This is a genomic window from Nonomuraea montanisoli (genome assembly GCF_013363975.1).
Taxonomy (GTDB): domain Bacteria; phylum Actinomycetota; class Actinomycetes; order Streptosporangiales; family Streptosporangiaceae; genus Nonomuraea; species Nonomuraea montanisoli.
The window spans coordinates 694,080-718,768 of the sequence record NZ_JABWGN010000002.1; the positions used below are offsets into that span (position 1 = coordinate 694,080).

The following is a 24,689-nucleotide window of genomic DNA, read 5'->3' on the forward strand; positions in this document are numbered from 1 at the left end:
CCGCGCACTCCGTTCCGTGAGATCGCAAGCACGGTAGAGCGCGGACGATCATGCGCGAATCGGCCGTCGCGCCCGCGGGGAGCGGACGGTCCGGCGCCTCGACTAAGTCGGCGGGAACCCGCGAGTAGGTCGGTCGTACTCGGCGAGCAGGTCCAGCCCGGCGAGCTGGCCGCGGGAGGAGACGCCGAGCTTGGGGAACGCCTTGTAGAGGTGGTGTCCGACGGTGCGGGGGCTGAGGAGGAGGCGGACGCCGATCTGCCGGTTCGACAGGCCGGCGGCGGCGAGGAGGACCACCTGCCGCTCCTGCGGGGTCAGCCGCCCGAACGCCGCCGTCCGCGCCTTCTCCGCCGTTCTTGTGGTGGCCGGCTTCGCGCTCCCGGGCGGCCTCGTGTTCGCGGGCGGCCTGGTGTTCTCGGGCGGCCTCGTGTTCTCCCGCGGGGTGGCGGCCTCGCCGGCGGCCTGGAGCTCCCCGTGCGCCCGCCGCGCCCACGGGGCCGCGCCCAGCGCCTCGAACGTCGCGAAGGCCGCGCGCAGGTGCCGCCGCGCCTCCGACCTGCGGTGCGCGCGCCGCAGCCACTCCCCGTACAGCAGCGCCGTACGAGCCTCCTGGTACGGCTGCCCGGCCGGGACGGCGACGGCGCGGGCGTAGTGCCGGCCCGCCTCGTCGCCCTGGGCCAGCAGCCCCTCCAGCCGCGCGGCGACCGCCTGGGCCCAGGGCCGCCCGGAGGCCGCGGCCCAGCGCGCGTACCGGGCCGCCGGCTCCACGGCCAGCTCGCGCAGCCCGGCCCGTACGGCGGCCTCGACGAGGTCGGGCGCGGCGTGCGGCGCGACGAGGGGGTGATGGCAGGAACCGGACCAGACGGCGGCCAGCCGTTCGACCGCCAGGAGCGGCCGGCCGAGCCCCAGCTCGCACAGCCCCAGGGCCCACGCGGCGACGGCCCGGGCGACGCCGCCCGAGCCGGGGAGCTCAGGGGACTGGGCGACCAGGAGGGGGCTGACGCCGCCGCCCGTCGCGGCGAGGAGGGGGCTGACGCCGCCGGCCGCGGGGGGCAGGCGGGGGTCGATGCCGCCGCCCGTGGCGGCCAGGTGGTGGCACCGGGCCTCGTCGCCGCCCACGGCGGCCAGCCAGGCGAGGAGCGCGCGCAGGTGCGCGACCACGTGCCGATGCCCAGTCGCGTGTCGGTGCCCGATCGCGTTCTCGGGCCCGGTCGTGTCCCTGTGCCTGAGCGTGTCCCCGTGCCTGAGCGCGATCCTGTCTCCGATCGCGTTCCCCTGCCCGATCGCGGATGCCGTGCGCAGTCCCTCCGTGGCCGCCGCCTCCGCCTCCGCGTGCCGTCCGCGCAGCAACTCGGCCTCGGCGAGCAGCGTCAGGGCATCCGGGAGCACCCCGAGCAGCCCGCGGCCACGGCACCGCTCGGCCAGCAGCGTGGACAGCTCCCACCCGGCGGCCTCGTCCCCCGCGGCGAGCCCCATCCACGCGGACGTGGCGAGCAGGTCCGGGTGCTCCACGCGGGAGACCCGTACCGACTGGACCGCCGCCCGCACCGGGGAGAAATCCGTGACGTCCTGCCCCGCCACCATCCGCCCCACCACCGCCGCGCCGCCCGCGAACGCCTCCAGAACCGCACGCCCCGCACCCGGCGCCCCCGCGCTTCCCGCGTCGAGGCTGCGCCGAGGGGAGTGGGGCGCACCGCCCCCCCGGCCTTCGGCGGGCCCGGAAGGATCAGCGGAGTCGGAAGGATCAGTGGGCCCGGAAGGGGCAGCGGAGTCGGAAGGATCGGCGGGCGCGGACAGAAGGGCGGCGGCGGTGCCGGCCGCCGCGAGCTCGCCCGCCGAGGACGCCGCCCGCACGGCCCGCGCCGCCATCTCCGTCGCCAAGCGGATGTCATCGGCGAAAGCGTCCCCAGAGCTCGCCTCCCGGAAGCTCATGTCCCCAGAGCTCGCGTCCCCACAGCTCGTGCGCCCATAGCTCGCGCGTCCGGAGCTCGCGTGTTCAGCGCCCGTCAGCAGGAGGCGGGCCGCCCTCTCGGGAAAGCCGTGCGCGATCTCGACGCCCGCGCGCACCGCGGCGAGGCGGGCGCGGATGATCGGCGGCGACGGATGCGCCTCGGCGCGGTCCGCCAGGCCGGCGGCCCGCCTCGTGAGTCCCGCCTGAAGCGCCAGCTCCGCGGCGGCCAGCAGCCTCTCGGCCGCCCGCCGTGGATCCGGACTCAGCTCGCCCGCCCGCTCGTACGCGACCGACGCCTCGACCACCCTGCGCTGGTACGCGGCCGACGCCTCGACCACCCCGCCCGATGACCCCGCCCCCTCACACCGTACGGGCGGAAAGGCGTGGGCGGCGGCTCGGTGGAGGGCGGCGGCCAGGGACTCGTCGGGGGCCGTGGCGACGGCGGCCAGGTGCCAGGCGCCCCCTGACCGCTCCGGCCCGTCCTCCGGTGACAGCGCCTCGGCCAGCGCCCGGTGCGCCGCCATCCGCCGGAAGTACGGCGCGGACCGGTAGACCGCGGCCCGGAACAGCGGATGCCGGAAGGTCAGCCCGGTGGGCGAGAGGTGGACCAGCTCCTCGCGTTCGGCCGGCGCGAGGTCGGCGGGCGTGACGCCGAGCCGGCCGGCGGCGCGCAGGACCAGGTCGAGGTCACCCTTGTCGTCGGCCGCCGCCACCAGCAGCGCGGTCCGGGTCGCCTCCGGGAGGCGGTGCAGGGGCGTCTCGAACGCGCTCCGCGCCCGGCCCGACAGGGGACCGCACGAGCAGGCCAGCGGCAGCGGCCCGAGCCGGCCGGCCCGTTGTTCGGACGTCAGGGCGGCCGCGAGCTCGACCAGCGCCAGCGGGTTGCCCGCGGCCTCCTCGGCCACCCTCCGGCGCACCTGGGGCGCCAGGCCGGGGGCGTGCGCGTCGAGGAGCTCGCGGGCGGCCGCCCCGTCCAGCGCGGCCAGCGGTATCCGGGGGACTCCGGCGGCCTCGCCGAACCCGATCCCGCGCGGCCTGGGATTCCCCGGTACGCCGTCACCCGCGGCGAAGATCATGGCGACCCGCTCGCCGCCGAGCCTTCTGGCCGCGAAGAGCAGCGCGTCCGCCGACGCCCCGTCCAGGCGGTGCGCGTCGTCCACCACGCACAACACCGGCCGCTCGGCCGCCAGGTCCGCCAGCAGGCCCAGCACGGCCGGTCCCGCGAGCCGGGCCCGCGACCGGTCGGGCGCCCGTTCCACCGCCTCACGCAACGCCTCCGCCTGGGCCGCGGGCAGCCGCTCGGCGCGACCCAGGAACGGGCGGAGCAGCGGGTACAGCGCCGCGAACGGCAGCTCGCTCTCCGCCTCGATGCCGAGCGCGCGCAGGACCAGGAAGCCGGCGCGCTCCGGAGGGGCGACGCGGTCCAGCAGGGCGGTCTTGCCGATGCCGGTCTCGCCCGTGACCACGACGGCTCCGCCGCGCCCCGCCCGCGCGGAGGCCAGCAGCGCGTCGATCCGGGCCTGCTCGCCGGCGCGTCCGTACAGCATCCACCCTCCTGACGATCAAGTCAGGAGTCAGTGTGACTCCTCCCTACTCATGAGGTAAATGAGAGGGCTTCTCGCTATGCCGCACCGGCGTCGCGGAGGACCAGCCCGGCCCTCTTGATGTTGCACGCCGCGACCACGTCCGCGTTAGCGGCATACCCACATGCCACACAGGCGAAGTCGCTTTGGACCTTTCGGTTGTCTCTGCTCACCTGCCCGCACCGCGGGCAGGTGCGGGAGGTGTTGGCGGGATTCACCGAGATCAGCTCTCGACCGGCGCTCTCAGCCTTGTGCGCGAGGATGCTCAGGAACACCCCCCAGCCCGCGTCCAGAATGCTGGTATTGAGTTTGGCCTTCGCCGCTGCGCCGTTGGGCAGGAACACACCTGCCTGCTCAAGGGCGGGTTTGGCCTTGGGACTCCTGGTCATGTTCGCGATCCGCAGATCCTCGACCGCGATCACATCCGCGGTCCGGACCAGCGCGAGCGCGATCTTGTGTGCGTGGTCGGCTCGACGCCGGGCCACCGCACGGTGAAGACGGCCGATCTTCTGCGCCGCTTTGCGGCGGCGTCGCGAACCGTGCCTTGTGCCCGCATGGGCGCGCTGCGCGGCGGCCAGTTCTTTTTGCGCGGCCTCGAGGTGGCGCGGGTTGGGGATGTGTCCCTGTTCGTCGCTCACCCCGGCGAGCGGTTCGCTTGCGGTGGCGAAGTGGACCACGCCCATGTCCACGCCGATCTGACGGCCGCTCGCCGGCAGCGGCACCGCGGGCACGTCATCACAGGAGACGATCACATACCAGCGGGCGCTTTCCCGCTTGACCTCGAGCTGCTTGACCCGGCCGCGCACCGCACGATGCTGATGCACCCGGATCTGTCCGATCCCGTGCAGTCTCACGAACGTCGCGCTGGGATGCCTGGGTTGGCAGTCCCACTTCGCGCCGTCCCCCTCGACGAAGGTGATCGTGTCGAACCAGCCTCGCCCTTTGAACCGCGGATAGCCCGGCTTGCGGCCGGCTCTGACGCGGCGGAAGAACGACTCGAACGCCTTGTTCAACCGGCGTAGCGTCTGCTGCTGACTGGTGAACGACCAGCGGCCCTGCCCTGTCGGGTCATCGGCACGGATCTCTTTCAGCTGCGCGGACTGGTCGGCGTACCGGATCGAGATCTTCGCCCGACGGTAGGCTTCCCGGCGCTCTTGCAGCGCCGCGTTGTACAACGCCCGATGGTCGTCCAACATCGCGGTCAACGCGATGCGTTGTTTGACAGTGGGGCGCAGCAAGAACTTGAACGACCTACGCATCAGCGCATGCCTCCGCCCCGGCCGCCCGGCACACAGCGCCGACGAGACACCCGATCACTATAAGTCGCTCGTCGTATGAGCAGGGCGGTTTTCGGGAACGGACACTTTCGCGGTGCGCTGTCAGAGGACGAGCTGCTGCTCGCTCTGGGTGCGCCATTCGACCAGCATGACCGTGGCGTCGTCCTGGAGGCGGTCCTGCTGGTGTTCGAGAAGCGTCTGGATGAGCCGGCGCAGCGTCTCGGGCGGCGGCACGCCGTCGGCCTCGCGGCGGATGACGAAGTCCACGAACCGCTCCAGGCCGAACACCTCACCGTCCGGGCTGCGCGCCTCGATGACCCCGTCGGTGTAGAACAGCAGCCTGTCGCCGGGTTCGAGCTGGTAGCGGGCCGGCGGGTGGACGGCGCCCAGCCTGAAGCCCATGGGCGGGTCCGGCTCGGTCCTGAGGGTGGCCACCAGGCGGCCGTGGCGCAGCACCAGCGGCGGGTGGTGGCCGCGGTTGACCCACCGCAGGACGCCGGTGCGCAGGTCGAGGGCGGCCAGGACCCCGGTGGCGAACTGGGTGCCGCCGAACTGCTCGAAGACGGCCGCGTCCACGGCCTCGCCGATGGCGGTGAGGTCCACGTCCTCACGACGGGTGTTGCGGCAGGCGCCCACCGCGATCGTGGCCGTGAGTCCCGCGGCCGTGTCGTGCCCCATGGCGTCGAACACCGCCAGGTGCAGCAGGTCGCCGGCCACCGCGTAGTCGAAGGCGTCGCCGCCGGCCAGGTAGGCGGGCTCCAGAGCGGCGGTGACCACGACCCGCCCGGTCGCGAACGTCCGCACCGGCAGGAGGGTCCACAGCATCTCCGCCGACAGCTGCATGGGCTGGGCGCGCACGAGCCGCGCGTACGTGTCGCTGGTGCTGCGCTTGTTGGCCAGGACGAGCGCGGTCAGGCCGGCCAGCTGCGCCGCCCGCCACCGTACGCGCTCGTCGTCGCGGGGCACGGTGACGACGAGCACGCCGAGCCGTTCGGTGCCGTCGAGGAGCGGCAGGTACATCCGGCGCGGCTCCTGGGCGGAGGGCGGTTGCGCCGCCTCGGGCTCGTCGGTGGCGGGGCCGCTGGTGGGCCTGGTCTGGACGATGTCCAGCGTGCGGAACGCGCGGCCCGCCACGGTGGAGTCGACGCGGATGCGCTCGAACGGCGTGCCGTCGTCGTGCCGCTGTCCGGGCAGCGGCACGAGGTACTGCTGCTGCAGGTCGGCCACGTAGACGAGCACGTCGGAGAAGCCCACGTGCTCGGCGTGCCGGCTGATCAGCCAGGGCAGCTCTTCGAGCGTGGCGAGGTGATGGGCGGCGACCAGGCCGCCCAGCATGCGCTCACCGTTGTCCCGCACGCGCTCACTCCTCGTAGTCTTCGACGTCCTTTCTACCGGTGTCCTGCGGGTTTGGCACTGATGTACGGGCCGGTCCCGGGCGGTGTCCCCGGGCGAAAGGGGCGCGCCGGAGACACGCCGGTGGGCGCGCCAAAGAAACGGCAAAGGTTGACCGGCCCGCCCTGGCGCCTCATCTGGGCCGCCGGATGATGGAATCCGGGGGTGAATTCGGATGAAAACGATGAAGGAGAGCCACGAACTTCGCTGGGGCGGCATCGCGGGCATCGCGGCCGTCGTAGTGGCGATCATCGCCAGGCTCGTCATGGGCAACGCGCCCAACGTCGCCGAGTCGGCCACGACCATCGCGGGATATCTGATCGAGTACCGCACCGCGGTCATGGCGGCGTCGGTGCTGTACGGGATAGCCGTGATGCTGTTCCTGTGGTTCGGCGTGGCGCTGGCCACGGCGTTCCGGCGCGCGGACGACGCGAGTGACACGCCCACGCTGGTGCTGGCGGGTTACGTGCTCGTCTCCACGGTCATGTTCATCGGGGTGGGGATCTTCGCCGGGCTGACCTACGCCATCACCACGCACCGCGGCGCCCTGATGGCCCTGGCCGCCGGCCCGTACACCGCGCTGACCGTGATGAACATGATCTCCGGCATCGCGGTGGCGGCGACGTTCGCCGTGACGGCCGCCGCGATCATGCACACCAAGGTGTTCCCCACGTGGATGGCCTGGTTCGCGATCGTCGTGGCGGCGCTCAAGCTGCTGACCGCGCTGGGCACGGGCAGCACGGCACGGGCTCTCGCACCGGACGCGCCGCTGATGGTGGTGGTGCCGGCGGTGTTCATGGCGGTCTGGGTGCTGGTGGCCAGCTACATGCTGATCCGTGAGCACCTGCCCATGCCCGCGGCGGGCGCGCGACCGGTCATGGGGCACTAGACGAAAAACGCGGCGCCGCGCACCGGCGACGCGCCGAAGGTCCCTGACATCGCGGACGAAGGTCACCACAGCGCTCGCGGGACCGGTTTCCGGGGCATCCGGCTATTACCGTGAGCCGAGGGAAGACATCCCGTCGTGGAGATGGAGAGCGATATGTCGGATCTCGGGAGCTTCGGACGCAGGGTCGCCGAGCGGCGCGCATCGCTGGGCCTCACCCGTGAGCAACTGGCGGGCCAGGCCGGCGTCGACGCCGGGTACGTCCGGTACCTGGAGGAGCAGTCGGACTCGTCCGCGCGGGAGGTGGCCGACCGGCTGGCCGGCGCGCTGGGCACGACCGTGGCCGAGCTGCTGGACGAGACGCCGGTCGGCGCGGGCGAGGCGGCTCCGGGCGCGGACCTGGCCGAGCTGGACGAGAAGGAGTGCCTGCGCCTGATCGCGCCGGGCGGGGTCGGGCGCATCGCCTTCGAGGGCCGCTACGGCCTGACGGTCCTGCCGGTGAACTACCGGCTGTCCGACGGCGGCGCGATCGTGTTCCGGACGACGCCCGGCGGCGCGACGGACGCCGACCTGCGCACCGGCATGCGCGGCGTCGAGTACAAGGTGGCCTTCGAGGTCGACCGCGTCCACGAGCTGACCGGCGGCGGCTGGAGCGTGCTCGTGCAGGGCTCGCTGCACCACGTCACGGACGAGGAGGAGGCCGCCGCGGCGGCGACGGGCGTCGAGCCCTGGGCGGGCGGCGACCGCCGGCAGTACCTCCAGATCAGGCCGTCGCGCGTGACGGGCCGCCGCATCCTCACCGGCTGACGAGCACACCGGCTGACGACAACACCGGCTGACGGGGGACACCGGCTGACGAGAACTTCTCAGTGCCTGACCGGAACCTGGTGACCGGGGCCGAGCCGTTCGGGTACGGATCGGGGGACCAAAGACCCTAACCGGGGCGGATGCGGCTGAAGGAGGCTGGCAGGACTCGTCATTGGTTGGCCCAGTTTTCCGGAAGGTGTCGATGGCCGCCGTTCCACCAGTCGCGCCCCGTGCTACGACGGCTGAGCGCGACCGCGGTGGTGCCGGGCATGGCCGCCGCCGCGCGGCTGCGCGTCACGCGGGAGCCGGCCGGGATGTACGCGCTGACCTTCGGCGGGTTCGTCGCCTTCGGCGTCTACCTGCCGCTGTACCTCAAGGCCCTCTACGGGCTGACGGTCGCCGACGCGGCGGCCCGGACGGCCGGGTTCGTGGTGCTGGCCACGCTGGCCCGCCCGGTGGGCGGCTGGCTGTCGGACCGGCTGGGCGGCGAGCGGGTGCTGTGCTGGGTGCTGGCCGCGGTGTTCGCCTGCGCGATCGTCGTCTCGTTCGCGCCCGGCATGCCGCTCGCCACGGCCGGGTTCCTGGCCCTGGCGGCGGCGCTCGGGCTGGGCAACGGCGCGGTGTTCGCGATCCTCGGCCGGGCCGTGCCCGCCACGTCCGTGGGCAGCGCGACGGGCGTCGTCGGCGCCGCCGGCGGGCTGGGCGGATTCCTGCCGCCCATCGTCATGGGGCTGATCTACCAGGCCACCGGCTCGTACGCCATCGGCCTGATGCTGCTCGCGGCCATGGCGTTCGGCGCGTTCGTCTACTGCTGGGCCGTCCTGCGCCCGGCCGCCCGCCTCAGGACCTCGGACCCGAGGACGTCCGAGACGTGAGAGAGAACGAGACGTGAGAGAGAAAGAGACACCGCCCTGGTCGGCCCGGCCGGCCGGGCCGGCCGCATCGTCCGTGTGAACCTGCTCAAGGAGGACTCGTGAGCGATCGCGCCATCCACATGACCGCGTCGGTGCTGCTCGGCCACCCGGACGAGCGGCTGGTCGAGGCGCTGCCCCTGCTGACCATGACGGTGGACCGGCTGCCGGCCGGCGAGGCGGCCTCCCGCCTGCGCGCCTTCCTCAAGCACCTGGCCACGACCCCGCTGCCGCGGCTGGCCGAGCACTACGTGGCGACGTTCGACCTCAAGTGCCGCTGCTCCCCGTACCTGACGTACTCCACCTACGGCGACGCGCGGAAGCGCGGCATGGCGCTGCTGCGCTTCAAGCACGCCTTCCGCGAGGCCGGGTTCGAGCCGACCGGCGGCGAGCTGCCCGACCACCTGGCCGTGGTGTGCGAGCTGTCCGCGCGGGGCGGCGTCGCCCAGGCGGCCCGGCTGCTGCGCGAGCACCGGGCCGGCGTGGAGACGCTGCACCGGGCGCTGCGTGAGGAGCGCTCGCCGTACGCCGACGTCGTCGCCGCCGTGCTGGCCACGCTGCCGCCGCCGGGCGCGCGCGAGCCCGCCGCCGCCCGCCGGCCGGCTCGGGAGGGGCCGCCCGAGGAGCAGGTCGGTGTGGGACCAACGGCCCACGCATCCGGGACTTCGTCCCCGGGCGTCCCGGCGGCCCCGCGACCAGGCTGGGAGTGACAGTCCTGGGACGTGGAGGCGATGGGTGATGGGCGGACGGATCGTGGTCGGCGTGGACGGGTCCGCGCCGGCGACGGCGGCGGTGGAATGGGCCGCCGCGGACGCACGGCGGCGCGGACTGGCACTGCGCCTCGTGCACGTGTGCGAGCAGTGGGCGACGGCGGTGGGCAGCACGGAGTACTGCTCCGGCGTGCTGGAGGCGGCCGCCGAGCGGGCCCGCTCCCTCGCGCCGGACGCCGACGTGAGCACCGGCATGCTGAGCGGCGGCGTGATCGACGCGCTGGTCGGCGAGTCGGTCCTGGCCGAGAGCATGGTGCTGGGCAGCAGGGGCCTCGGCGGGTTCGCCGGGATGGTGCTCGGCTCCGTCAGCATGGCCGTCGCCGGCCACGCGGCCTGTCCCGTGGTGGTCGTGCGCGGCACCGCGGTGGTCCAGCACGGCCAGATCGTGGTGGGCTACGACGGTTCGGAGCACTCGCAGGCCGCCATGGAGTACGCCGTCGAGCAGGCGCGCGCCCGCGACGCGCAGCTGCACGTGGTCTACGCCTGGCAGCTCCCGGTCTTCTCCCCGTACGCCGCCGGATACGCCCCCCTCCTGGAGGACGCCTTCCAGCAGGAGGTCAAGATGGCCGCCGACCGGGTCGTGCCCTGGCGGGAGAAGAACCCCGACGTGCGGATCGTCGACGACCAGGTGTGCGAGCACCCGGTGTCGGCGCTGATGAAGGCGGCGCTCACCGCCGACCTCGTGGTCATCGGCTCGCGCGGGCTGGGCGGGTTCGCCTCGGCCGTGCTCGGGTCGGTCAGCCACGGCGTGCTGCACCACGTGGCGTGCCCGGTCGCGGTCGTACGCCCCCGGCAGGACCGTGCCCACAGGGAGCGTCCCGGGAAGGAGCGGACATGACCACGTCCTCGGACGGTGCCGGCCCCGACGTCCGGTCGCTGCGAGCGGAGCAGGTGATGAGCCGCGTGCTCGTCGCCGTCACGCCCGACGAGTCGCCCCTGATGGCCTGGGAGCTGATGCGCCGCGCCGGCGTCCACCACCTGCCGGTCGTGGACGGGCGGCACGTGCTCGGCGTCCTGTCGCGCGAGCGGCTGGCCGCCTCCTGGTCCGGCGGCCCGTACGAGCAGTCCGGCCGCCGGGTCGGGACGATGCTGGGACGCGAGCCGCGGCCCCGCGTCGGCCCGCGCGACACGCTGCGCCGGGTCGCGTGCGTCATGGCGGACGCCGGGGCCGACGCGGTGCCGGTGGTCTCCGAGCGCGGCCTGGTCGGCCTCATCACGGCCAGGGACGTGCTCAACGCCGTCGCGGGCCGCGCCTGCGCCGAGGAGCGGCCGGGCACGAGCAAGGACCGGCCGGGCGAGGTGATCACCGGGATGTTCCACCTCCAGCCGGTCGTGCCGCCCCGGCCGTGACCACCGGTGGGGCGGGACTTCCACCATCTCAGCGCGCTCCGGTCTTCACTGTCAACGTTGCGACGGCAGTTCACTGAAAACTTTCGTCGAAAGCTTGCAAGTCAGCGCGAAGCCACTTAGCGTCTGGGGGCATCAGGCCGATCTCTGTGCCCCCAGGAGCTGACCATGGCCCACCTTCCACGTCGCCGCTTCCTCCAGCTCGGTGCCCTCGCCGCCGGCGGCGCGGCGCTGTCCGCGTGTGGAGGGGGAGACCCGGCCGCCGCGCCGGCCGCCGGTCCCACGGGCACGGCGGCGACCGGCGACATCACGGTCTGGAGCTGGCAGGGGCCCGCCTCGATGATGAAGAAGCTCGTGCCCGGCTTCCAGAAGGCGTTCCCCGGTGTCAGGGTCGACGTCCAGGACATCGGCAACCCGGCCATCTGGGACAAGATCACCACGGGTATGGCCGCGGGGGGCCTGGGGCTCGGCGACGTGCTGCACATCGGCGTCGACTACCTGCCCGCCTACATCGAGAAGTTCCCCGGCGGGCTGGCCGACCTGCGGCCGCTCGGCGCCGACCGCCACCGCGGCGCGTTCGCCCCCGGCATGTGGGAGACCGTGAGCCGGGGCGGCAAGGTCTACGCCCTGCCCTGGGAGGCCAACTCGGCGGGCTTCTACTACCGGGCCGACCTGTTCGAGAAGGCCGGCGTGGACGTGGCGGCGCTGGGCACCTGGGACGAGGTCATCGAGGCGGGCGTCACGCTCAAGAAGAAGACCGGCGTCCAGCTCCTCGGCATCGACAAGCCCGCCTCGCAGGCCGACTCGGCCAACCTCTTCCAGATGCTGCTCCAACTCCAGGACAGCTTCTACTTCGACATGCAGGGCAACATCACGCTGGACACCCCGCAGGCGGTCACCGCGCTGACGATCATCAAGCGGCTCAACGACGCCGGACTGGTCGCCGACATGGCCGGCGGCTGGAACACGATGATGTCCTCGATCAAGAGCGGGTCGGTCGCGGTGCAGTCCATGCCCACCTGGTTCGGCGGCATCATCGAGGAGACCGCCCCTGACCAGAAGGGCAAGTGGCAGGTCCGGCTGCCGCCCGCCGTCACGCAGGGCGGCAAGGTGGCCGCCACCGTCAACTCCACCCACCTGGCGGTGGCCGGCACCAGCAAGGTCAAGGAGGCCGCCTTCGCCTTCGCCGAGTACGTGCTGACCCGGCCGGAGAGCCAGGTGGCCATCTACAAGGGCAAGGGCATCGCCCCCGCCCTGATGTCGGCCTACGACGACCCGGTCTTCCACGAGCCGTCCGCGTTCTTCGGCGGCCAGAAGAAGGGCGAGATCTTCCTGGAGGCGCTCAGGAAGCCGTCCTACGTGACCAACTACTCCGCCGACTACCCCCGGGCGCTCAAGGTGGTCACCGACGCCCAGAGCAAGGTGCTGCTCAAGGGGGCCGACCCGGCCGCCGTGCTCAAGGAGGCGGCCGACCTGCTCGCCCAGCAGACGGGCCGCAAGGTGGTGCGATGACCGCGCTCGCGGAACGGGCCGGCGCCCCGCCGGTGCACCGTGCCCCCTCCCGCCGCCGGTGGCGGGGCGCCAGGCTCGCGCCGTACCTGTTCACGGCGCCGGCACTGCTCCTGTTCGCCGCCTTCAAGCTGTATCCGATCGCGTGGGCGTTCTGGCTCAGCCTCTTCAAGACCGACGGCGGGCTGCAGACCTTCGCCGGGGCGGCGAACTATCGGCGCCTGGTGGCCGACCCGCTGTTCTGGTCGGCACTGGGCAACACCGGGATCATCCTGGTCGTCCAGGTGCCGCTCATGCTCGCGCTGGCGATCGGCCTGGCGGTGGCGCTCGACTCCCCGCTGCTGCGGTTCAAGGGCTTCATCCGGCTCGGGTTCTTCATGCCCATGGTCACCGGGCTGGTGGCCTACGGCCTGCTCTTCGCGATCCTGCTCAACCCGCAGTCCGGCCTGGTCAACTGGGTGCTCGGCCTGGCCGGCATCGGCCCTGTGCCGTGGCTCACCCACGGCCTGTGGGCCAGGGTCGCCGTCGGGCTCGCCCTGACCTGGCACTACACCGGCTACAACGCGGTGATCTACCTGGCGAGGCTGCAGGCCCTGCCCCAGGACCACTACGACGCCGCGGCCGTGGACGGCGCGGGGGCCTGGCAGCGCTTCCGGCACGTCACGCTGCCCGGACTGCGGCCCGTCGTGCTGCTCACGCTCGTCATGTCGACGATCGGCACGCTCCAGCTCTTCGACGAGCCCTACGTCATGACCCACGGCGGTCCGGACAACAGCACCATGACCCTGGGCCTGTACCTGTACGCCAACGGCTTCAAGTTCTTCGACTTCGGCTACGCCTCGGCCATCGCCTACGCCCTGACCGTCATCATCGGAATCCTCGGCCTCGTCCAGTTCAAGTTCCTCGGAGACAGGCCATGACGCGCCGGGTGATGCTGACCTCCTCGCTGCTGGTCCTGGTCGCCGTGGTGCTCGTGCCGTTCTACTGGCTCGTGGTCGGGAGCACGCACCGCTCGGCCGAGGTGTTCGGAACCCCGCCGCCGCTGCTGCCGGGCGCGCACCTGCTGGACAACCTCGCCACCCTGGAGTCCACCGTCGGCTTCAGCCGGGTGGTGCTCAACTCCACGCTGATCGCCACCCTCTACACCGTGCTCGCCGGGCTGGTGTGCACGATGGCCGGCTACGGCTTCGCGAAGTTCGACTTCCGCGGCAGGGAACCGCTGTTCGGGCTGCTGATGCTGGGCCTCATCGTCCCCAGCCAGGTGACGCTGGTGCCGCTGTTCAAGATGATGCTGGCGCTCGAATGGCTCAACACCTACCAGGCGATCGTGCTGCCGAACCTCGCGCTGCCGTTCGGGATCTTCCTGATGCGGCAGTCCATGTCCGCCCTCCCCGACGAGCTGCTGTCGGCCGGGCGGGTGGACGGCTGCGGCGAGCTGCGGCTGTTCTGGCGCGTGGTGGTGCCGCCGATGCGGCCGGCACTCGCCGCGCTCGCGATCTACCTCTTCCTCTACCAGTGGAACGACTTCGTCTGGCCGCTCATCGCGCTGCGCACGCGTGACGCCTACACGATCCCGCTGGCCATCGCCTCCCTCCAGGGGGCGAACGAGACGGACTACGGCGCCATCCTGGCCGGCACCGCCGTCGCCGCGATCCCGATGGCCCTCCTGTTCCTCCTTCTGCAACGACACTTCGTCTCCGGACTACTCGCGGGAGCTGTTAAAGAGTGAGCGTGACGACCGCCGGGCTGGTGCCCGCGCCCACCGAGCCGTTGCTCGACGACGTACGGCTGGCCGTCCTGACCGGCGCCCCGGGGACCGCAGCCCGCTGGGAGCGGACCACACGGCCCGACGGCACCGAGCTGGTGGAGATCCATTCCACGGGGGAGCTGGAGATCCGCCTCTCGGTCCCGCTCGGCGACGCGGTCGGCTTCTGGCACCCCGACGCCGGATGGACGCGCACCATCGTCGCCGACTGGGCGGGCCTGGCGAACGTCTCGCTGGTGAGCGGCGCCGTGGCCGGCTGCCTGTACGACAGCCGCGGCACGTCCATGCTGGCCTTCGCCGCGCTGGACCCGGTGCCCGAGACCATGGTGCGCTACGGCGTCTCGGAGGAGAACAAGACCTTCGTGGTGCACCTGCGCGTCACCGCGGCGGGCTCGCCGTACCGGCTGGTCTTCGCCCCCGCCTCGGCAAGCGTCGCCGCCGCGATGCGGAAGGTGCGCGGCGCGTTCGGCCGGCCCGCCCCGGCGCCCGAGGGGGCGCGCGTGCCGGTCTACTCGACCTGGTACGGCTTCAGCCAGGCGGTGGAGGCGGAGGCCGTGGAGGCCGAGGCGTCGCTCGCGGCGGAGCTCGGGTGCGGGGCGCTCATCCTGGACGACGGCTGGCAGGAGCTCGGCACGGGACGCGGGTACCACGGCGTCGGCGACTGGCGTCCGGACACCGCGAAGTTCCCCGACTTCGCCGCGCACGTCGCCCGGGTGCGCGGCATGGGGCTGGCCTACCTCGCCTGGGTCGCCCCGCTCCTGATCGGACCGCGGGCGGAGTGCTTCCCGGAGCTGTCGGCCCACGCCCCGGCGCCGGACGTCGTGCCCGGCGCGCGTGCCCTCGACCCGCGGGTGCCGCAGGTGCGCCGGCACGTCGTGGACACGTGCGTGCGGCTCGTCCGCGACTACGGGCTCGACGGCTTGAAGATCGACTTCCTGGAGACGGTGATGGCCTACGCGGGCACGCCCTCTCCCGGTGACATCGCCGACGTGGGCACGGCCATGCGCGTGCTGCTGACCGAGCTGGTGACGGCGGTCGAGGCCGTCCGGCCCGGCGCGCTGATCGAGCTGCGGCAGCCGTACACGGGGCCGGGCATGACGCCCTTCGGCGCGATGCTGCGCGCCAACGACTGCCCGGCCGACGCGGTCGCCAACCGGGTGCGGACCATCGACCTCGGGCTGCTGGCCGTGGGCGGCGCCGTGCACGCCGACATGCTCATGTGGGACCCGGCGGCGCCGGCGCGCGGCGCCGCCCGCCAGCTCATCGGCGCGTTCCACTCCGTGCCGCAGATCTCGGCGCGGCTGGGCGCGCTGAGCGGCGAGCACCGCCGGATGCTGGCGTTCTGGCTGGAGCGGTGGCGCGAGCTGCGGCCGGTGCTGCTGGACGGCGACGTCGAACCGGGCCGCCCCGACGAGCTCTACCCCGTCGTGCGCGCCGCGCTCGGTGAGCGCTGCGTGACCAGCGTGACCGCGGACCACGTGGTCCCGGTCGACGCCGGGCGGCACTCCGAGATCACCGTCGTCAACGGCACCTCGTCGGGACGGCTGGTGCTGGACGTCGAGGGACGGACGCTCCGCGCCGCGCGGATCTTCGACGCCGACGGCTCTAGGATCGAGCCGTCGGACCGGCGGCTGGGGCCAGGCCTGTGCGTGCTGGACGTTCCGCCCTCCGGCCTGGCCGATCTGGAGGTGGCACCATGAAGATCGGCATTGTCGAGGTGGCGGAGAGGGCCGGGGTCAGCGAGGCGACCGTCAGCCGGGTGATCAACCGGCGGGCCGGGGTGTCGGCCAAGACCCGTGAGGCCGTCGAGCGCGCGATGGCCGAGCTCGGCTACGAGCGCTCCACCCGCGGCCAGATCGTCGCGGTCATCACGCCCTGGCTGTCCAACCCCTTCTTCACCGACGTGGCCGAGCTCATCGAGGCTGCGCTCGCGCCCCACGGGCTCAAGGGGGTGGTCTGCCCGGCGCTGCCCGGCGGCATACAGGAGCGCGAGTTCGTCAACGCGCTGGCCGAGCACGGCGTGGCGGGAGTGGTGTTCCTGTCGGCCAGCAACACCATCGAGGGAGCCGATCCCGAGACCTATGACGTGCTGGCCGCGCGGCGCATCCCGTTCGTCGGCGTCAACGGCGGCTTCGAGGGGCACGACGCGCCGGTCCTGTCCACCGACGACCCCATGTCGGCGGAGCTGGCGGTCGACCACCTGTGGACTCTGGGGCACCGCAGGATCGGCCTGGCGTCGGGCCCCTCGGGGAACCGGCCGGCCGACCGGCGCGTCGAGGGGTTCCGTACGGCGATGACGCGCCGCGGCGCGGCCGACTCCGACGCGCCCGTGGTCAGGCAGCACTACACGATCGAAGGGGGCCAGTCGGCCACCTCGGAGCTGCTCAAGCGGGGGGTGACCGCCATCGTGGCGGCCAGCGACTTCATGGCGCTGGGCGCGTACCGGGCGGTGCTCAGAGAGGGGCTCTCGGTGCCCGGCGACGTCTCGGTCGTGGGGCACGACGGGTCGACGATCATGGAGTTCGTCGACCCGCCGCTGACCACCGTGCGCCAGCCGATCGACCGGCTGGCCAAGGAGGTCGCACGCAGCATCGTCGCGCTGGTGAGCAACCGCGACGTGCCACGGGGGGAACTGCTCTTCAGCCCCGAGCTGGTCGTGCGCGGGTCCACCGCGCCGCCCCGCAGGGCCTGACCGCCCGACAGGTCATCAGATTCCGGGAGTATCCCCATGAAGCGCAAGCTCTGCTCCGTCCTCATCGGCTCGTCCCTGCTGGCCGCCGCCGCCCTCACCCCGGCGCGGGCAGCCGAGGGCGGCCCGCTGATCGTCGTCAACCCCGGCTTCGAGAAGGGCGCCGACGGCTGGACCTTCACCCAGGGCACCGGCGTCGCCACCAACCGCCCCCATGGCGGATCCAGGCTCGTCTACCTGGACGCCGGTCCCGGGATGAGCGTCAGCCAGGCCGTCACCGCGCCGGCGGCGGGCCGCTACTCGATCTCGGCCTGGATCTCCACGGGCGGGACCGGCGGCACGTTCGCCGTGCGGCGCAACGGCGCCGACGCGGGCACCGTCACCCTGCCCTCCCGCTCCACCTACGCCCGGTACACCGTCTCCGACGTGGAGCTCGCCGCCGGCGACAAGCTGGAGATCGTCTTCGGCTCCGGCTCCGGCTGGGTCAACGCCGACGACGTCATGGTCTCGCCCGGATCGGCCGGCGGTCCGCGCGTCACCTCCTCCAACGCCGAGATCGCCGAGCTGTTCGCGTGGTCCAGGGACAAGGCCCGTAGCTGGGTGCACCAGGACGGCGCGCCGGGCCCGCTCAACGTGGACGAGCGCAAGCCCGGCGGCACCGGCGAGGGCACCTACACCACCACCTACTGGGCCGGATACGCCCACCGCACCGGCTACTACTCACGCGACTTCGCCCATCAGGTGGCCGGCGCGCACATCCTGGGACTGGACCGCGAGAACAAGACGATGCTCCGGTCCTTCGCCGCCTCGGCCACCGAGGAGCACAAGTTCTACCCGGTGTGGGCGCTGAACTTCGACGCCAAGACCTACCTGGACATCGACTACCGGTCGCCGGACTCCTTCGTCCGGGAGGTCCCGGCCACGTTCGAGCTGGTGGAGAAGGCCAACCAGGCGTTCAGGTGGACGGGCGACCGGGCCTACGTCGACGACGCGGCGCTGTGGGACTACTACCGGCACGCCACCGGGGAGTTCGTCGACCTGCACGACGGCCTGCTGCCCAACGGCCCCGTCAAGGTGGCCGAGGGCACGGGCAAGGGCATCTTCGCCGGGTCGGCCAGCTACAACGAGACCGGCGACGAGCCGTTGGCCGAGGCGGGCGACGCGATCGCCGCCCAGTACCAGGCCTACCGGGCCCTGGCCGAGCTCGCGCGGGACAAGCACGACCCCACGACCGCGCGGCACGCGGCCGAGCGGGCCAGGGCGCTCAAGAGCTACTTCAACCGGACCTGGAGCGTGAAGCCGGGATCCGGCGAGATGGTCCGCGCCTACACGGTCGACGGGACGCCCCTGACCGGGTTCGGCAAGGAGAACAGCTGGTTCATGCCGATGAAGGGCATCATCGACGCCGGGCCGCGCAACGAGGCGTACCTCGACTTCATCGACGCCCAGGCCAGCGGGGCCGGGCGGCCCGCCAACCTCGAGGCCGTCACCTACCTTCCCGACACGTTCTTCCGCCACAACCGCAACGACACCGCCTGGAAGTGGATGCGCTACGTCTACGAGCAGCGCGAGGCCGCCCACGTCAGCGGCCGCCAAGGGCTGAACGGCGACTACCCGGAGGTGGCGTTCACGCTGGTGAGCCAGACGGTCGAGGGCCTGATGGGGATCCAGCCCGACGCGCCGCGCCACACGGTCGCCACCCAGTCGCGGCTGCCCTCCGACATCGGGTGGCTGGAGGTGGCCGACGTGCCGGTGGGCGACGGCACCGTGACGGTGCGGCACGACGGCCGGACGTCCACGACCTTCACCAACGGCTCGGACCGCCCGTACCTCTGGGAGGCGCGCTTCCCGGGCGAGCACCGGTGGCTCACCGTCAACGGCCACACCGTCGCGGGACTGCCCAGGACGATCGACGGCGTGAGGTACACGGTCGCCGTGGTGCCGGTGCCGGGCGGCCGGACGGCCACCGCTCGCGTGACCGGCTGACCCAACCCCGCGTGCTCCCGCCGGGATGCGGGAGCACGCGGGGCGGGGCCGGTCAGTCGTTGCCCAGCTCCATGGCGGCGCGGTCGAGCATCTCCTCCTCCTCGGAGACCTCGCCGCGCGAGGCGATGGCCTCGGCGCCGCCCTGCGGCATCGCGCCGATCAGCCCGGTCGAGGCGGCCTGGGCGGCGCCGATGAGCGCGTGGTGGTGGGTGCCGACCATGCCCAGGCTGGCGTACTGCTCCAGCTTGGCGCGCGAGTCGGCGATGTCGAGGTTGCGCATGGTGAGCTGGCCGATCCGGTCCACCGGACCGAACGCGGAGTCCTCGGTGCGCTCCATCGACAGCTTGTCCGGGTGGTAGCTGAAGTTCGGGCCGGAGGTGTCGAGGATCGAGTAGTCCTCGCCGCGCCGCAGCCGCAGCGTCACCTCGCCGATGACGGCCGTGCCGACCCAGCGCTGCAGCGACTCGCGCAGCATCAGCGACTGCGGGTCGAGCCAGCGGCCCTCGTACATCAGCCGGCCGAGCCGCCGCCCCTCGTTGTGGTAGGTGGCGATGGTGTCCTCGTTGTGGATCGCGTTGACCAGCCGCTCGTACGCCGCGTGCAGCAGGGCCATGCCCGGGGCCTCGTAGATGCCGCGGCTCTTGGCCTCGATCACCCGGTTCTCGATCTGGTCGGACATGCCCATGCCGTGCCGCCCGCCGATGGCGTTGGCCTCCATCACCAGGTCGACCGGGCTGGCGAACTCCTTGCCGTTGATCGTGACCGGGCGGCCCTGGTCGAAGCCGATGGTCACGTCCTCGGCCGGGATCTCGACCGTGGGGTCCCAGAACCGCACGCCCATGATCGGGTCCACGGTCTCGATGCTGGTGTCGAGGTGCTCCAAGGTCTTGGCCTCGTGGGTGGCGCCCCAGATGTTGGCGTCCGTGGAGTAGGCCTTCTCCGTGCTGTCGCGGTAGGGCAGCCCGTGGGCCAGCAGCCACTCCGACATCTCCTTGCGCCCGCCGAGCTCGGAGACGAAGTCCGCGTCGAGCCAGGGCTTGTAGATGCGCAGGTGCGGGTTGGCCAGCAGGCCGTACCGGTAGAACCGCTCGATGTCGTTGCCCTTGAACGTCGAGCCGTCACCCCAGATCTGCACGTCGTCCTCGAGCATGGCCCGCACCAGCAGGGTTCCCGTGACGGCGCGGCCGAGCGGCGTGGTGTTGAAGTACGCCCGCCCGGCCGAGCGGATGTGGAACGCGCCGCAGGTCAGCGCGGCCAGGCCCTCCTCGACCAGCGCCGCGCGGCAGTCGACCAGGCGCGCGACCTCGGCACCGTACGCCAGGGCACGGGCGGGCACCGAGGCGATGTCGGGCTCGTCGTACTGGCCGATGTCGGCGGTGTAGGTGCACGGGACTGCGCCCTTGTCGCGCATCCAGGCGACGGCCACCGAGGTGTCGAGACCGCCGGAGAAGGCGATGCCGACCCGCTCGCCGGCGGGCAGGGAGGTGAGAACCTTGGACATGAGAAAAGATTATGCATTGCTACGCATGATCATGCAAAGCGGGGCGGGTAAAAGAACCCGACCGGGCCCGGACGGGCGTCCGCCGACCCCCTCGTGTCGCGGCGGGACGATGGTCCCTCCGCAGACGGGACCTCGTTCTCTGTGCGCCCGGCTTACGGAGGTGTGTCCTGAATTCGTGTACTTCCGCAACCGGAGGGGGCGGTCATGACGAATCCCGTAGTTGTGGGGATCGATGGATCTGACGCCGCGTACGCGGCGCTCGGCTGGGCGGTGCAGGACGCCACGCGCCGGGCACTGCCCCTGCGGATCGTGCACGTGCGCGAGCCCTGGAGGAGCGAGCACCCGGACGACGCGGGCGGCGGCGTGTCGCTGACCGAGCGGAGCGAGCTGCTGCTCGCCGGCGCCGAGGAACGGGCGCGGCGCCGTGCTCCCCGCCTGGAGGTGACCACGGCGCACCTCGTCGGCGCGGTCGTCGAGCGCCTGCGCACCGAGTCCGAGACGGCCGACACCGTCGTGGTGGGCAGCCGGGGGCTCGGCGGGTTCGCCGGGCTCGTGCTCGGCTCGGTCGGGCTGGCCCTGGCCGGTCACGCGCACGGCCCGGTCGTCGTCGTGCGCGCCCCCGAGCGGGGCGCCGGAGGCGGCGGCGAGGTGGTCGCCGGGTTCGACGGCTCCGCCGACGCCGAGGCCGCCCTGGAGTACGCCATGGAGCAGGCCGCCGCCCGCGGCACGCGGCTGCGCGTCGTCTACGCCCGGCACACCGTGGTCCTCGCGCCGCAGGCCGCCGGGTACGGGCCGCTGGTGGCCGGTGCGCTGGCCGACGAGGCGGCCGAGGTCGGGCGGAGGCTGCCGCTGTGGCGGGACAAGTATCCCGACATCGAGGTGGTGGAGTCGGTCATGTCCGGGCATCCCGTGCCGGTCCTGGCGGCGGCCTCCCGGACGGCCGCCCTGGTCGTCCTGGGCTCGCGTGGTCTGGGTGGCTTCGCCGCCTCCGTGCTCGGCTCGACCTGCCACGGCGTGATCCACCGGGCGCACTGCCCGGTCGCCGTCGTCCGCGCCCCCTGGAGGAGATCATGACCACCGTCGTACGCCCCGCCCGCGGGAGCGTCGTCGTCCGCGCCGTCCGGAGGACATCATGACCGTCGTCGTCGCCCCGCCCTGCCTGACCGACGTGGCCCGCCGCGACTGGGACCTGCTCCAGGCCCCCACGCCGGACCCGCCGGCGTTCGAGCCCGAGACGGCCGGGATGCTGCCCGAGCCCGCGCGGCGGTGGGTGCTGCACGCCATCGCGCCCGGCACGCCGCTGCGCCGCGGGGTCGTGCTGGACAGCCACGGCCTCATCCGGCTGAACGGCTGGCATCCCTTCCGTGCCGCCCAGGTGCTGCTGCCCCTGGAGGGCTACGTCTGGTCGGCGGGCGCCCTCTTCGGGCCGCTCACCGTGCGCGGCTTCGACCGGTACCGCGACGGGGCGGGGGAGATGCGCTGGCGGCTGTTCGACGCCGTCCCGGTGATGTCCGGAGCCGGGCCCGACATCACGCGCAGCGCCGCGGGGCGGCTGGCGAGCGAGCTGGTGCTGGCGCCCGCGGCCGCGCTCGACCCCCGGCTCACGTGGAAGCAGGCGGACGAGCGCCGGGCGATCGTCCGGGTGCCCGTCGCCGGTGAGGAGCACGAAGTGACGCTCACGGTCGCGCCGAGCGGTGCGCTGGAGGCCGTGACCCTGTCCCGCTGGGGCGCACCGGACGGCGGGCCTTACCGGCACGAGCCGTTCGGCGTGGAGGTGCTGCGGGAGGCGACGTTCGGCGGGTACACGATCGCGGCGGAGGCGCGGGGCGGCTGGTGGCCGGGCGCCGCCCGATGGGCCGAGGGCGAGTTCATCCGCTTCTCGATCGAGCGGGCCGTCTTCCGCTGACCCGCCGTTCCGCCCGCCGACCTCGTCCGGTCAGAGGCCGCGGACGCCGGTGACCTGACGCTGTCAGAGGCCGCGGATGCGGCGGCCGGTGACCTGACGCTGTCAGAGGCCGCGGATGCGGCGGCCGGTGATCTGGTGCGGGAGGATCCGGATGTACAGCTCGCGCGTGCCGCCCGCCCAGGGCGAGACCCCGGCCCCCATGACCGCGTCCAGCTCCTCCTGCTCCACCAGGTGGGCAGGGCCCTGGACCAGCACGCTCCACCCTTCGCGCCGCGCCTCGTCGATCTGGTCCACCTCGAACCCGATCTTGACCTCCACGCCCTCCAGGCCCGTGCGCAGCGTCCGGTCCATCTGGCCGCCCTGAGCCGTGCGGAAGACGAGCGCGCCCTCGTGCAGCTTGTAGTTCACCGGCAGCACGGTCGGGCCGTCCGGCCCGGCGAAGGCGACCCGGCCGATGCCGCCCGGCGCGATCAGGCGCAGGCACTCGTCGCGGTCCAGCTTCTCCAGCACGGGCGTCAACCGGGCGACGCCCGGGCCGGGTGGCCGGTCGGCGGCGCCGCCCAGCAGCTCGCCGGGGGAGATCCCGAGCGCCCCGGCCAGCCGGGTCAGCGCGCCGGTGGCGATCGTGTCGGGGTGCTCCTCGACGTACTGGATGTACCCGGGCGCCATGGCGGCGCGCTCGGCGAGCTCCTCGCGCGTCAGCCCCCGGCGCTCGCGGTGGTAGGCGATGCGGCGGCCGAGGTCGCCGGTCATGACCGGCCCCCTTGCTCGCCCGAGCCCACCGTGGTCTGGCGCGTCTCGCCGTCCCCGGCGCCGGCGTACGGGACGCGGCCCGTCACCGACAGCTCCGCGAGGTCCTCCACGACGATGCCCGCGCCCGCCGCCCGCAGCGCCGCCCCGCGCTCGCCCGACCGGTCGACGCCCACCACCAGGGCGAACCCGCCGCGCCGCCCGGCCTCCACACCCGGCAGCGCGTCCTCGACGACGGCCGTCCGCCCGGCGGGCGTCCCGAGCCGGCGGGCCGCCTCCAGGAACAGCGCCGGGTCCGGCTTGCCCGCCAGCCCGAGCCGGGCGGAGTCCACGCCGTCCACCGTCACGTCGAACAGGTGGGTCAGCCCGGCCGAGCCCACCATGGCCCGGCAGTGCCGGCTCGCCGACACCACCGCAGTGCGGCAGCCGCGCCGCCGCAGCTCGTGGAGCAGGGCGACGGTCGAGGGGAAGGCCGCCACGCCGTGCCGCCCGATCTCGGCCACGAACAACGCGTCCTTGGCCAGCCCCAGCCCGTGGACGGTGGCGGCGTCCGGACCGTCGTCCGGGCTTCCCTCGGGCAGCGTGATGCCGCGCGAGGCGAGGAACGTGCGCACCCCGTCGAGGCGCGGGCGCCCGTCGACGTGGCGCAGGTAGTCGTCGCGGACGTCGAAGGGCGCCGAACGTCCGCGCAGGAAGGCGTCGAAGACGTGCTTCCACGCGGCCGCGTGGACCCGCGCCGTGTCGGTGACCACGCCGTCGGTGTCGAACACGACCGCGTGAACGGTCGCGAGGTCGATGGCGGCCATGCCCAGGACGGTACCCGCGATCCCGGCATTTGAGACATGCGCCGCGCCGGCCGCAGAGGACCTTGGGCCTCCGCACGCGGGACGTTCGCCGCTGCCCGGCGCCGGGGCGGGGAGAGGAGCCTGGGAGGAGGAAGCAAGGAGAGAGGTGGACACCATGGCACTGGAAGTGAAGGACGTGATGGGCCGCGTGGCCATCGCCGTCCTGGAGGACGCGTCGTTCAGCGAGATCATCGGCGCGATGAGGCGGTTCGCCGTCGGCGCCGTCACCGTCATCGACGCCGAGCGGCGGCCCGTGGGCGTGGTGTCCGAGGACGACCTCCTGCTGAAGGAGAGCGACCCCGTCGGGCACAGCGTCTCCATGTTCGAGTCCCACCGGCGGCACGAGGAGCACCACAAGGCGGCCGGCGTCACGGCGGCCCAGCTCATGACCTCCCCGGCGATCACCGTCACCCCGGACACGCCGCTGCGTGAGGCGGCGCGGCTGATGCGCGACCGGCGCGTCAAGCAGCTCCCCGTGATCGATCCCGTCAGCGGGCGCATCGCCGGCACCCTGCACCAGCGGGACGTGCTGCGCGTCTTCACCCGCCCGGCCGCCGACCTGCTCGCCGACATCCAGGCCCGGATCCCGGACCTCGCGGCGTACGCGATCGAGATCGACCAGGGCGTCGTGACCATCAGGGGCAGGTGCCGGCGCAGGTCGCAGGCCATCGCGCTGGAGCGGACCATCCGCGGCATCGAGGGCGTGGTGGACGTCGTCTCCCGGCTCGACCACGAGGAGGAGGACCTCCTCGTCGTCCCGCCGCTCCTCTGAGCCGTCCGCGCCTCCGAGCCTCTGAGCAGGCAGAACGCGGCAGGA

21 protein-coding genes are annotated in these 24,689 nt (G+C 73.2%); 15 read left to right on the plus strand and 6 right to left on the minus strand.

Annotation, left to right across the window (positions count from 1 at the left end; genetic code table 11):
* Positions 1-102: 102 nt before the first annotated feature.
* The 3 genes from HTZ77_RS06625 to HTZ77_RS06635 form a co-directional block, all read right to left on the minus strand.
* A complete protein-coding gene (locus HTZ77_RS06625; protein ID WP_175588504.1) occupies positions 103-3,495 on the minus strand; it encodes a helix-turn-helix transcriptional regulator in 3,393 nt (1,130 codons plus the stop codon).
* A 74-nt stretch (positions 3,496-3,569) separates the two neighbouring features.
* Positions 3,570-4,790, minus strand: coding sequence for an RNA-guided endonuclease InsQ/TnpB family protein (locus HTZ77_RS06630; protein ID WP_175588505.1), 1,221 nt, complete (start codon positions 4,788-4,790; stop codon positions 3,570-3,572).
* 120 nt (positions 4,791-4,910) lie between these two features.
* On the minus strand, positions 4,911-6,164 hold the full coding sequence (locus HTZ77_RS06635) for a PP2C family protein-serine/threonine phosphatase (RefSeq protein ID WP_328808454.1): 1,254 nt from the start codon (positions 6,162-6,164) through the stop codon (positions 4,911-4,913).
* A gap of 211 nt (positions 6,165-6,375) precedes the next feature.
* Between HTZ77_RS06635 and HTZ77_RS06640 the strand changes: the two genes are divergently transcribed.
* The 12 genes from HTZ77_RS06640 (at position 6,376) to HTZ77_RS06695 (ending at position 18,870) form a co-directional block, all read left to right on the plus strand.
* Positions 6,376-7,089, plus strand: coding sequence for a hypothetical protein (locus HTZ77_RS06640; RefSeq protein ID WP_235994344.1), 714 nt, complete (start codon positions 6,376-6,378; stop codon positions 7,087-7,089).
* Between the two features lie 153 nt (positions 7,090-7,242).
* Positions 7,243-7,893 carry a helix-turn-helix domain-containing protein gene (locus HTZ77_RS06645; protein ID WP_175588506.1) on the plus strand — a complete coding sequence of 217 codons (651 nt, stop codon included), beginning with the start codon at positions 7,243-7,245 and terminating at the stop codon, positions 7,891-7,893.
* Between the two features lie 230 nt (positions 7,894-8,123).
* Positions 8,124-8,768, plus strand: coding sequence for an MFS transporter (locus tag HTZ77_RS06650; protein WP_328808455.1), 645 nt, complete (start codon positions 8,124-8,126; stop codon positions 8,766-8,768).
* A 98-nt stretch (positions 8,769-8,866) separates the two neighbouring features.
* A complete protein-coding gene (gene narJ, locus HTZ77_RS06655; protein ID WP_328808456.1) occupies positions 8,867-9,514 on the plus strand; it encodes a nitrate reductase molybdenum cofactor assembly chaperone in 648 nt (215 codons plus the stop codon).
* A 28-nt stretch (positions 9,515-9,542) separates the two neighbouring features.
* Positions 9,543-10,412 (plus strand): universal stress protein, encoded by an 870-nt coding sequence (locus HTZ77_RS06660; protein WP_175588507.1) that lies wholly within the window; start codon positions 9,543-9,545, stop codon positions 10,410-10,412.
* A complete protein-coding gene (locus tag HTZ77_RS06665) occupies positions 10,409-10,924 on the plus strand; it encodes a CBS domain-containing protein (RefSeq protein ID WP_175588508.1) in 516 nt (171 codons plus the stop codon). Before HTZ77_RS06660 ends, HTZ77_RS06665 begins: the two co-directional genes overlap by 4 nt.
* A 165-nt stretch (positions 10,925-11,089) precedes the next feature.
* Complete coding sequence (locus HTZ77_RS06670; RefSeq protein WP_175588509.1) at positions 11,090-12,433, plus strand: ABC transporter substrate-binding protein; 1,344 nt, start codon at positions 11,090-11,092, stop codon at positions 12,431-12,433.
* Complete coding sequence (locus tag HTZ77_RS06675) at positions 12,430-13,350, plus strand: carbohydrate ABC transporter permease (RefSeq protein WP_175588510.1); 921 nt, start codon at positions 12,430-12,432, stop codon at positions 13,348-13,350. Before HTZ77_RS06670 ends, HTZ77_RS06675 begins: the two co-directional genes overlap by 4 nt.
* Positions 13,347-14,159, plus strand: a complete 813-nt coding sequence (locus HTZ77_RS06680) for a carbohydrate ABC transporter permease (protein WP_175588511.1) — start codon at positions 13,347-13,349, stop codon at positions 14,157-14,159. Before HTZ77_RS06675 ends, HTZ77_RS06680 begins: the two co-directional genes overlap by 4 nt.
* Positions 14,160-14,161: 2 nt before the next feature.
* On the plus strand, positions 14,162-15,895 hold the full coding sequence (locus tag HTZ77_RS06685; protein WP_205302114.1) for a glycoside hydrolase family 36 protein: 1,734 nt from the start codon (positions 14,162-14,164) through the stop codon (positions 15,893-15,895).
* Positions 15,892-16,887 carry a LacI family DNA-binding transcriptional regulator gene (locus HTZ77_RS06690; RefSeq protein ID WP_175588513.1) on the plus strand — a complete coding sequence of 332 codons (996 nt, stop codon included), beginning with the start codon at positions 15,892-15,894 and terminating at the stop codon, positions 16,885-16,887. The genes HTZ77_RS06685 and HTZ77_RS06690 overlap by 4 nt, the downstream gene beginning before the upstream one ends.
* A gap of 36 nt (positions 16,888-16,923) precedes the next feature.
* Positions 16,924-18,870, plus strand: coding sequence for a carbohydrate-binding protein (locus tag HTZ77_RS06695; protein ID WP_175588514.1), 1,947 nt, complete (start codon positions 16,924-16,926; stop codon positions 18,868-18,870).
* A gap of 52 nt (positions 18,871-18,922) precedes the next feature.
* Here the strand turns inward: HTZ77_RS06695 and argG are convergent, their stop codons facing one another.
* Positions 18,923-20,371 (minus strand): argininosuccinate synthase, encoded by a 1,449-nt coding sequence (argG, locus tag HTZ77_RS06700; protein WP_175588515.1) that lies wholly within the window; start codon positions 20,369-20,371, stop codon positions 18,923-18,925.
* Positions 20,372-20,575: 204 nt separating this feature from the next.
* Between argG and HTZ77_RS06705 the strand changes: the two genes are divergently transcribed.
* The gene (locus tag HTZ77_RS06705; RefSeq protein WP_175588516.1) at positions 20,576-21,445 is read left to right on the plus strand and encodes a universal stress protein; all 870 of its coding nucleotides are present in this window, start codon (positions 20,576-20,578) and stop codon (positions 21,443-21,445) included.
* A gap of 58 nt (positions 21,446-21,503) precedes the next feature.
* Positions 21,504-22,277, plus strand: coding sequence for a DUF6544 family protein (locus tag HTZ77_RS06710; protein WP_175588517.1), 774 nt, complete (start codon positions 21,504-21,506; stop codon positions 22,275-22,277).
* Positions 22,278-22,379: 102 nt separating this feature from the next.
* Here HTZ77_RS06710 and HTZ77_RS06715 read toward each other — a convergent pair whose 3' ends face one another.
* Both HTZ77_RS06715 and HTZ77_RS06720 read right to left on the minus strand, forming a co-directional pair.
* Positions 22,380-23,030: a pyridoxamine 5'-phosphate oxidase family protein gene (locus HTZ77_RS06715; RefSeq protein WP_175588518.1), complete on the minus strand. Its 651-nt coding sequence runs from the start codon at positions 23,028-23,030 to the stop codon at positions 22,380-22,382.
* Positions 23,027-23,833 (minus strand): HAD family hydrolase, encoded by an 807-nt coding sequence (locus HTZ77_RS06720; protein ID WP_175588519.1) that lies wholly within the window; start codon positions 23,831-23,833, stop codon positions 23,027-23,029. The genes HTZ77_RS06715 and HTZ77_RS06720 overlap by 4 nt, the downstream gene beginning before the upstream one ends.
* 154 nt (positions 23,834-23,987) lie before the next feature.
* Here HTZ77_RS06720 and HTZ77_RS06725 point away from each other — a divergent pair, with 154 nt between their 5' ends.
* On the plus strand, positions 23,988-24,644 hold the full coding sequence (locus HTZ77_RS06725) for a CBS domain-containing protein (RefSeq protein WP_175588520.1): 657 nt from the start codon (positions 23,988-23,990) through the stop codon (positions 24,642-24,644).
* Positions 24,645-24,689 lie beyond the last annotated feature (45 nt).

Excerpts from the sequence above, each read along its gene's own strand:
- HTZ77_RS06640 (WP_235994344.1), top strand. The coding sequence starts at position 6,376 with ATGAAAACGATGAAGGAGAGCCACGAACTTCGCTGGGGCGGCATCGCG.
- HTZ77_RS06705 (WP_175588516.1), top strand. The coding sequence starts at position 20,576 with ATGACGAATCCCGTAGTTGTGGGGATCGATGGATCTGACGCCGCGTAC.
- argG (WP_175588515.1), bottom strand. The coding sequence starts at position 20,371 with ATGTCCAAGGTTCTCACCTCCCTGCCCGCCGGCGAGCGGGTCGGCATC.
- HTZ77_RS06675 (WP_175588510.1), top strand. The coding sequence starts at position 12,430 with ATGACCGCGCTCGCGGAACGGGCCGGCGCCCCGCCGGTGCACCGTGCC.
- HTZ77_RS06720 (WP_175588519.1), bottom strand. The coding sequence starts at position 23,833 with ATGGCCGCCATCGACCTCGCGACCGTTCACGCGGTCGTGTTCGACACC.
- HTZ77_RS06665 (WP_175588508.1), top strand. The coding sequence starts at position 10,409 with ATGACCACGTCCTCGGACGGTGCCGGCCCCGACGTCCGGTCGCTGCGA.
- HTZ77_RS06625 (WP_175588504.1), bottom strand. The coding sequence starts at position 3,495 with ATGCTGTACGGACGCGCCGGCGAGCAGGCCCGGATCGACGCGCTGCTG.
- HTZ77_RS06630 (WP_175588505.1), bottom strand. The coding sequence starts at position 4,790 with ATGCGTAGGTCGTTCAAGTTCTTGCTGCGCCCCACTGTCAAACAACGC.
- HTZ77_RS06670 (WP_175588509.1), top strand. The coding sequence starts at position 11,090 with ATGGCCCACCTTCCACGTCGCCGCTTCCTCCAGCTCGGTGCCCTCGCC.
- HTZ77_RS06725 (WP_175588520.1), top strand. The coding sequence starts at position 23,988 with ATGGCACTGGAAGTGAAGGACGTGATGGGCCGCGTGGCCATCGCCGTC.
- HTZ77_RS06645 (WP_175588506.1), top strand. The coding sequence starts at position 7,243 with ATGTCGGATCTCGGGAGCTTCGGACGCAGGGTCGCCGAGCGGCGCGCA.
- HTZ77_RS06710 (WP_175588517.1), top strand. The coding sequence starts at position 21,504 with ATGACCGTCGTCGTCGCCCCGCCCTGCCTGACCGACGTGGCCCGCCGC.
- HTZ77_RS06660 (WP_175588507.1), top strand. The coding sequence starts at position 9,543 with ATGGGCGGACGGATCGTGGTCGGCGTGGACGGGTCCGCGCCGGCGACG.
- HTZ77_RS06680 (WP_175588511.1), top strand. The coding sequence starts at position 13,347 with ATGACGCGCCGGGTGATGCTGACCTCCTCGCTGCTGGTCCTGGTCGCC.
- HTZ77_RS06695 (WP_175588514.1), top strand. The coding sequence starts at position 16,924 with ATGAAGCGCAAGCTCTGCTCCGTCCTCATCGGCTCGTCCCTGCTGGCC.
- HTZ77_RS06715 (WP_175588518.1), bottom strand. The coding sequence starts at position 23,030 with ATGACCGGCGACCTCGGCCGCCGCATCGCCTACCACCGCGAGCGCCGG.
- HTZ77_RS06690 (WP_175588513.1), top strand. The coding sequence starts at position 15,892 with ATGAAGATCGGCATTGTCGAGGTGGCGGAGAGGGCCGGGGTCAGCGAG.